The sequence below is a fragment of the Vibrio cincinnatiensis genome, from assembly GCF_022113815.1.
Taxonomy (GTDB): Bacteria; Pseudomonadota; Gammaproteobacteria; order Enterobacterales; family Vibrionaceae; genus Vibrio; species Vibrio cincinnatiensis_A.
Map to the genome: position 1 here is coordinate 1 of NZ_SGOM01000087.1, position 442 is coordinate 442.

The window sequence follows — 442 nt, forward strand, 5'->3', positions numbered from 1 at the left end:
AAACTAAAAATGCCAAGCGTTGTGAATCCGCCTTAAACGCTTTGTTATGCGACTTTCAATGTACGCAGCTTGATTGGGAAAAGATTTCGTAATCGTTCAATGAACCGTAACGAAATTTGAAGTCCACAACCTTACAAACTTCTGTCGTTTCACTCATATAGATAATTTTGCCTTTCGCATAGGCTGTATCGCCATCTTTAAACGCTGATTCAATTTCATGACTTAGACTAGCTGAACCATTTGGTAAAGACCTCAAACCTTCAAGCGCATCAAACCATTGTTCTTTAATAGCAATTTGAGTCAACATACGCTCTGACACAAGGTTCAGCTCTTTGGGTTGTACGACATATCTATCATAGGCGAAATAACCAAGTCCGCACGCTATTATCAATATGATTAGATTCGACTTTTTCATGCATTCTCCCTAGTCGCATAACGCCGC

1 protein-coding gene is annotated in these 442 nt (G+C 39.6%); it reads right to left on the bottom strand.

Going from position 1 to position 442, the window contains the following annotated elements:
- Window positions 1–55: 55 nt before the first annotated feature.
- Window positions 56–415: a hypothetical protein gene (locus EXA13_RS16735; protein WP_238134107.1), complete on the bottom strand. Its 360-nt coding sequence runs from the start codon at window positions 413–415 to the stop codon at window positions 56–58.
- Between the last annotated feature and the right edge of the window lie 27 nt (window positions 416–442).

Excerpts from the sequence above, each read along its gene's own strand:
- EXA13_RS16735 (WP_238134107.1), bottom strand. The coding sequence starts at position 415 with ATGAAAAAGTCGAATCTAATCATATTGATAATAGCGTGCGGACTTGGT.